This is a genomic window from Massilia sp. P2_C2 (assembly GCF_056404615.1).
Genome location: NZ_JBFUDR010000033.1, coordinates 25,799 through 33,140 on the forward strand (window position 1 = coordinate 25,799; position 7,342 = coordinate 33,140).

At 66.6% G+C, this 7,342-nt stretch carries 9 protein-coding genes; all 9 read right to left on the minus strand.

The window, feature by feature from the left end:
• Positions 1-10: 10 nt before the first annotated feature.
• A complete protein-coding gene (locus tag AC1DYX_RS06335; protein ID WP_477257413.1) occupies positions 11-1,204 on the minus strand; it encodes a phage late control D family protein in 1,194 nt (397 codons plus the stop codon).
• Positions 1,204-1,857 carry a CIS tube protein gene (locus tag AC1DYX_RS06340; protein WP_477257416.1) on the minus strand — a complete coding sequence of 218 codons (654 nt, stop codon included), beginning with the start codon at positions 1,855-1,857 and terminating at the stop codon, positions 1,204-1,206. Before AC1DYX_RS06340 ends, AC1DYX_RS06335 begins: the two co-directional genes overlap by 1 nt.
• A gap of 3 nt (positions 1,858-1,860) precedes the next feature.
• On the minus strand, positions 1,861-2,604 hold the full coding sequence (locus tag AC1DYX_RS06345) for a hypothetical protein (RefSeq protein WP_477257418.1): 744 nt from the start codon (positions 2,602-2,604) through the stop codon (positions 1,861-1,863).
• Between the two features lie 14 nt (positions 2,605-2,618).
• Entirely contained in the window at positions 2,619-2,828 is a 210-nt protein-coding gene (locus AC1DYX_RS06350) for a DUF6760 family protein (RefSeq protein ID WP_477257420.1), read from the minus strand.
• Positions 2,780-3,148, minus strand: coding sequence for a phage tail assembly protein (locus AC1DYX_RS06355; protein ID WP_477257421.1), 369 nt, complete (start codon positions 3,146-3,148; stop codon positions 2,780-2,782). The genes AC1DYX_RS06350 and AC1DYX_RS06355 overlap by 49 nt, the downstream gene beginning before the upstream one ends.
• Before the next feature lie 10 nt (positions 3,149-3,158).
• Complete coding sequence (locus AC1DYX_RS06360) at positions 3,159-3,584, minus strand: phage tail protein (RefSeq protein ID WP_477257423.1); 426 nt, start codon at positions 3,582-3,584, stop codon at positions 3,159-3,161.
• 10 nt (positions 3,585-3,594) lie between these two features.
• Positions 3,595-4,776, minus strand: a complete 1,182-nt coding sequence (locus AC1DYX_RS06365) for a phage tail sheath family protein (RefSeq protein WP_477257425.1) — start codon at positions 4,774-4,776, stop codon at positions 3,595-3,597.
• A gap of 39 nt (positions 4,777-4,815) precedes the next feature.
• On the minus strand, positions 4,816-5,646 hold the full coding sequence (locus tag AC1DYX_RS06370; protein ID WP_477257427.1) for a Pvc16 family protein: 831 nt from the start codon (positions 5,644-5,646) through the stop codon (positions 4,816-4,818).
• The coding region (locus tag AC1DYX_RS06375) for an ATP-binding protein (protein ID WP_477257429.1) at positions 5,643-7,342 on the minus strand (1,700 nt) is incomplete at its 5' end. The genes AC1DYX_RS06370 and AC1DYX_RS06375, both read right to left, overlap by 4 nt.

Here is a 7,342-nt window from a genome sequence, read left to right on the forward strand (position 1 = left end):
ACTCCTTTGCTCATACGGTAAACTGACCCTGCAGCCGCACCAGACCGCCGCGGCCCCTGGGCACGGGAATCGAGCCGAACCAGACCTCCTTGCGGGCCTGGAAGCTGGTACGGTAGCCGCCGCCGTCGATGGTGTGGGTGGCCGACGTGATGCGGTACAGCCCGCCGAACTGGTCGCCCAGCCCTTCGAGGTTCACCACGCGGCTGGCCTTGATGCGAGGATCGCCGACCGTGCTGCCGGACCCGGTCAGCCGGTTGTTCAGCTTGGGTAGCAGTTCGGTCAGGATCTTGCCCGGCGCGGAAGCGTAGCTGGCCGGCTTGATCGTCTTGACCTTGCCCGGCGCCAGCAGTTCGCCGAGCTCGCCGCCCGGCGCGATCGACAGCTTGAACATCGCGCGGTCGTAGTCCCAGTTCAGCGCGATCACGAACTCCATCTTGAGGCTGTCGACCCAGACCCGCGCGGCCACGCCTTCGATGTCTCCCACCGTCGTCAGGCGCGGCGTGAACTCGGCCAGCGAGGCTCCCCATTTCAGCGTGAGGCTGGGCGCGTAGTCCTGGATCAGGAACTGGAACTTGAGGACGCGCCCGTGCGGCGCGGCCGTGTGGTCGATGTACATCTGCCAGCCGTTTTCCTTGGCGACTTCGGTCAGGAACTGGAAGTCGTCGACGCCGCTTTGCTTGCGCACCGCCTTCTGCGCCTCCTGCGGATGGCTCAGGAAGCTGGCCAGGCCGACCAGCGTCGACAACGTGCCGCCCACCGGGTCGAGCTCGGGAATGAGCGCATTGGTGCCGGCGACGAGCGCCGCCACCGCGGAATCGGGCAGCGGGAAATTGCCGACCGAGGGAATCTTGATCCGGAACGAGCGGTCCTTGGTGCCGACCTGCAGCCGCTGCAGGTAATCCTGGGCGGTGAGCCGGATCATCGGTATGCCGCTCGAGGGGAAGGATGGCTCGATACCCGTGATCTCGCCCACGAATACTTCCTCCAGCGGGCCGGGGGCATAGCCGATCGACAGGCGCAGCTCCTGGTTCACCTGCAGCAGCGGATGGTCGAGCCATTGCAGGGACGTGTTGGCGATACCGATTTCGACACGGTCGGCGCCCTCCATGCCGTCGGTGTGGCTGATGGAGACGATGGAACCGCGCAAGGCGGCGGGAATCGCGTTGCCGTCGATACTGATCGCGAATTCGGGAGCGAGGCGCATCAGGATGTCACCTCCCCCGTGACGGGATCGGTGAAGGGCAAGGCCGGCACCCTGATCTCCTGTCCCGGCGCGATGTCGCGCGGATTGTCGATGCCGTTCGCCGCGGCGATCGGGCGCCACAGCGCCGGGTCCTCGTAGAAGCGGAAGGCGAGCGCCGGCAGGGTGTCGCCGTGCTGCACGGTATAGCCCTTGCTGAAGTCCGCGGTCTGGCGGTTGACTTCCTTGGCCTCCCGTTCGAGATCGATGAACTCGCTGAAGCTGACGCCGATGCGCGCCCGCGTGGGCCGCCCGTCGTCGAGGAACTTGATGAACTTCTGGTTGGCGCGTACCAGCACGCAGCGCAACTGCAGCGAGCCCCAGGCCACACGCAGCACGGGTGGCGCATGCAGTTCGGAATCGATCTTGAGCAGGTCCACCACCTTCTGCGTTTCGGCACGCACGTCGCTGCGCTGGTCGGTGGTGTCGAAGAACAGTTCCATGTCCAGCGTGCGCACGTTGCCATGCACGAACTGCAGGATCGGCGCACCCAGGCCAGGGATCGCCTGCGTGGCATAGTTGTTGTCCTTGTTGAGGCTGTATTCCTCGGGATTGAACATCACGTCGACGCGCCTGCCCGTGTGTTCGACCGTGATGCTTGCCTTGGCGAGCGCCATGGTTCAGGTCCTCCCCATGCGTTCGCGGTAGGCGACCAGGCGGCGATCGATCTGCTGGATCACCATGCCGGCGAGCGCCTCGACATTGATGGCCGCCTGGGCAACCTGCGCGGCGCCCGCCTCTTCCCGCTGCGTGCCGGCCGGCGCAACGGCGTCGACGCGGTGCGGTTGGCCGCCCGCCGCTTGCGCCACGGCCGGTTGCGGCCGCGCCAGCACGACAGCGTGCGCGGCAGGCCTGGCATCCTCGCGAACGGCGTTGCGCCTGATGCGCAGCGCAGTGGCGGTAGCCTGCGCGGCAACCGGCGACGCCCACGTCGCGCGCCGCACCGACAGGCGTGCCGGTGCGCGCCCGACCGGCGCCGGGCGCGCCTGATCGCCCCTTCGCAGCACGGGTAGGACGGACGCCAAGGTCGGCGCGGAGATGCCGGTGCCGCGCGCACCGTGCCCTTCGGTGCGCGCGACGGCGTGCACCGTCGCGGTGACGGCCGCCGGCCACGCGCGCTTCACCCCGTCCGCGAACATGGTGTGGCGCAGAATCGGCGCCGGCACGGGCCGCATGGCCGCCACGGACCGCGGCGGGACGGCAACGCGCAGGTGCAGATGGAGGCTCGATCCCGCGTGGATGTGCAGCGCCTGCGCAGGCGCGCCATGCGCGCGCAGCAGCACCATCGTGCCGGGCGTGCCCCACGTCGCGATGCGGCCGTGCTGCGCGCGCAGGCGCTGTGCCCATCCTTGCCATCGGTTCATACGGTCGGCTCCCCTTACTGGACGGCTTCGCTGTTGGCTCTTTCGTTAATCGCCGAGATCTCTTCCATCCATCGCTGGCGCTCCCTGTGCTCGAGCGACATCACGACCTCGTGCGGCCAATGAAAATGGTAGGCGATGAAGGCTACTTCCCTGTACAGCGCGGACAGGGGGTAGCCTACGATCCCCCCGGGCCGTTCATCTCCAGCGCGAACTCGTGCGCACATTTCGGGCAGGCCGCGTCGATCACGGCCTTGCCGTTGCGGTTGATGCGGTTGTAGAACTCCTGCAGGTAGGCCAGGTCGGCGGCGTAGATCCCTTCGATGACCTTGGGCGTGACCTGCGCCAGCGACCCGAGCCGCGCGATCACGCGCGACAGCAGGATCACGGTGAGATAGGCCTCGTTGCTCTGCACCCGCGGGTCCTTCAGCGGCAGGATCTCGTCGGCCGCGGTAGCCAGCCGCATCACGCCTTCGCGGTGCAGRTCGCCGTCGGCATCGACGAAGCCGAGCGGCAGCGTGAATTCGAATTCAGTCTGGAATGTCATGGGATGTTCCTCACGTGCGCTCGACGCGCTCGCAACTGACGGTCAGGGCGTCGAGCGCGACATCGTTGCCCTTGGCGTTGAAGTCGGGCCCGTCATACTTGCTGGGCCAGGCGGCAAAGAAGTTCCAGCGCACCTTTTCCTGGCCGGCATCGTCCTGCAGGATGATCGAACCGTTGCGCCGGTCGATGTGGCCGTTGACGGCAGCCAGGTGCCAGTCGTACAGCTCGCGCGAATCGGTGACGCCCCACTTGAGCGTGATGTCGGGGTAAGAGATTTTTCCCGGCAGCTTACGCACCGTCGCCGTGTCGCCGCCCTCGCGGTACTCCACCACCTCGATGTTGGAGCCGAAACCGCTGCACTCGCTGAAGCCGGCCTGCACGATGCCGTCGATCTCGACCAGAAAGCGGAAATTTCTGAAGGGATCTTTTCTTGCCATGATGGTCTCCTCAAGTGCCGGCGTTTTGCTGGATACGGAATATGACGAACTCGGCCGGCTTGGTAACGGCCACGCCGATCTCGGTGATGACTTGTCCCAATTCGCGGGTGCTGGCCGGGTTGGTTTCGGCATCGCACTTCACGACGAAGGCTTCCTTGGCGGTGGCGCCGAACAGCGCGCCGGCACGCCACTGGTTGTAGAGGAAGTCGCTGACCGAGCGGATGATCCGCTGCCACAGCGCGGGGTTGTTCGGCTCGAAGACGACGAACTGCGTGCCCTCGTCGATCGATTCCTTCAGAAAGTTCATGAAGCGGCGTACGTTGAGGTATTTGTATTCGCCGTTGCGGTCGCCGCCGACCGTGCGGGCACCGTAGACGATGGTGGCGCCACCGAAGGACCGGATGACGTTGATGCCCTTTGGATTGAGCTGACCTTGCTTGATCTTGTCGATCGACCGCTCGAGACCGACGATCGCCATCACGCCTTCGTTGGCGGGCGCCTTGTGCACGCCGCGCACCGCGTCGACGCGGGCCCAGATGCCGGCCACGTGGCCGCTGGGCGGTTGCGCGATCAGTTCGGTCTGTCCAGCGCCCGGGTACAGTGGATTGCGCACCATGAGCCACGGAAAATACACGCCGCCGTAGCTGAACTTGTCCGGCGTGGTCACCCCGCCGGTCGGCACGCTGTTCGCGCCGCCGTAGATGTCGTCGGGCGAACTGTCCGAGGCAGGCGCCTTTTCGCCGTCGAGTACCGCGGTGCGGTCCTGCATCAGCGCGCAATGGTCGAGGATCTGGTTCTTGACCGCCTGGCCCTGTGCGCCCGGCGCGGCGACGATCGCGACCTCGTCGATGGCCTTGAGGGCATCGAGCGGCCCCTGCAAATCGCCCATGCCGCCCGCGTTGACCGGCACGACGTAGACCGCGGTCCCGCCGTTGGCGAAAAAGCCGAATACCGCGAGCGCGAGCGTCCGGTTGACCGCCGTATAGATCGGCGTGGTGGACGTCGCACCGGGGCCCTTGATGAACTGGGAGAACTCGCTCCAGTTGGTGAACTTGTGCGGCTTGCCGACGTCCGCAGGGTCCAGCCGGTTGGCTTCGCCGATGAAGGCGGCCGTGCTGGTGCCGACGCCGGCGATCGGCCGCGCCAAGGGAGGTACTTCTTCGACGTACACGCCAGGTGCGTCATAATCCATTGCGAATCTCCTTCTCCCCGGTGGGGAAACACAATCCCGTCACGTCAACTGGACGTCGTATCCGCCCAATGCGGGCGCCGGAACGACGATGGACCGGTCGCGTGTGACGGCGCCGGCCGTCACGCGCAGGACAAAATTGCCGGCCGGGATGGCCGACAGCGAAAACTTTCCTTCAGCATCGGTGAGCGTGCTGCGCCCGAGCTCGACGATGCGCACGCCCGCATTCACGAGCGGCGCCGAGGCCGCATCCAGCACCGTCCCGCCGATCCGGAAGAACGGGGCATCGAGGACGGCGCCGCCCGGCTGCGTCTCCAGGCGGATTTCGCTGCTGGTCACGTTCGGATAGGTCGCGGTGTCGAAGGCCCTGAGCGAGACGGTGACTGACACCATCAGTGACGCCTTGATACGATTGCCGATCGCCGCCCAGAACTCGGCGGGGTTGCGCGCGCTATCGGGCGGCACGACCATCATCGGCAGCGACGGCTCCTGCAGCTGCAGCTGCGGCGTCAGGAAGGCCGGCGGAATGACCGGGTTGCCGGCCACCAGCTGCAGCACCTGGGCCAGCAAGCGATGTTCCTGCTTCGGCAGGTCGGTGCCGCCCACCGGCCATGCGGTGACGAGGTACAGGCAAGTGGCCCGGAACGCCGGAGGCTCGACGGTGGCGTGCCCGCCCACCCGGCGCGTCACGGATTCGTTGGAGCGCAGTTCGAGGTTTTCGCGCACCTCGAACAGGAACACGTTGACCGTCGTCTGGTCCAGGGCGTACGGGTCGGTGGGCCGGTCGAAGCGGATCGCGGCATCGCGCAGCGGCGGCTGCAGGCCGGGCTGCTTGAGGAAGGCCTCGAGGCTCTCGGTGACTTCATCGATCATGGCGCGCCCTCCCCTGCCAGCGCGTCGACCTGCAGGCCGTAGCGGCCGAACTCGGAGGCCGCCATGCGGTGCCCCGACTTTTCGATCTCGCTGCGGGTGGCCCACAGCAGGTGTTCGGTCCGCAGTTCGCCACCATTACGCGCAGCGAGAAAGGCCGCCGCCACCGCAATGTTCTTCACCGCGCCACCTGACAGCTTGAACTGGGTCGCCATGAATTCGAGGTCGAGCTCCTTGCTGCGCGGTACCTGCTCCGGCCAGATCGATTGCCACAGGCGCCGCCGGCACTGTTCGTCCGGGAAGGGAAAGTCGATGATGAAGCTGAGTCTTCGCGTGAAGGCAACGTCGAGGTTCGGGCGCAGGTTGGTCGCCAGGATGCACAAGCCTTCGTGCTCTTCCAGTTTCTGCAGCAGGTAGGCGACTTCGATGTTGGCATAACGGTCGTGTGCGTCCTGCACCGTGGTGCGCTTGCCGAACAAGGCATCGCATTCGTCGAAGAACAGGACGGCATTGCCCGCGTGCGCCTCGGCGAACAGGCGGTCGAGGCCTTTCTCGGTTTCGCCGATGTACTTGCTCACGACCTGAGAGAGGTCGATCTTGAAGAGGTCCAGTCCGAGATCGTTCGCGATCACATCGGCCGCCATCGTCTTGCCGGTCCCGGGAGGTCCGGTGAACAGTACGCCCAGTCCCTTGCCGACGGAGAGCTTGCGGTCGAAACCCCAGTCGTCATACACCACATGCCGGTAGCGTGCATGGCTGCACACTTCCTTGAGCAGTCCGAGCTGGCTTTCCGGCAAGACCAGATCGCTCCAGACATGGGAAGGCGTGAGCTTGCGCGCCAGCGGGCTGGGGTCGCGCGCGGCCTGCAGCCGCGCCGCCTTTGYGAACTCCACTGCGGAGGGCATGGCAGGGTGAAGCGCCGCCTGACGGCCGACGCTCGCGACCGCGTCCTTGATTTGCGTATCGGTCAACCGATAGCGCGAGGCCAGTTCGTCGATGTCGCGAGCGTCCAGGTCGATGCGGCGATCGCGCAACGCCGCGACCCACAGCGCGCGCCGCTCGCGGAAGGCCGGCGTATCGACCGGCAGCGAGGTCATGGTCCGGAAACGCGGGCCGCACGGACGTGCGCCGGACATCACGACGATGACCTCGCTCGTCGGCGCCGCGCGCGCTTCCAGGGCCTCCGCCAGGGTCGCCAGGCGCGGTTCCGCCAGGGCGTCCAGCCCGCGCAGATACAACACGGCGCCGAGCAGTTGCGCATCGCGGAGCAGCAACTCCAGCACATACGCGAAATCGCCGGTCGGCTCTTCCGCCTTGTCGAGATCGGCAATGAGAACAGGCGATCGCAGTCGTGCCGCCAGGCTTGCCGTCGCTTCGTCCTGGTCGCCGCCAAGCTGGCCACAGAGATGGAAATGCGTGCCGTGGCGGCCGAAACGCTCCCTGCTCATGGCGATGCCGAGTGCTTCGGCGCGCGTTCCCGGCAAAGCGGCAGGCGACGATTCGAGCCGTGCGACTAGCCGCAGGCGCGCGTCCAGCCAGGGGCGCCCCAGCAAGAAGCGCACGACGGCTTCTTCGAGTTTCAGGTGCCGCGCCAGCAAAGGGGCTTGCTGCACCTCGCCGATCGGGTCCAGTTGAAGCAGCCGCCGCCGCAACAACGGCGCATCGGGAGCGAAGCGCCCGCGCGCCATGAGCTTGGTAT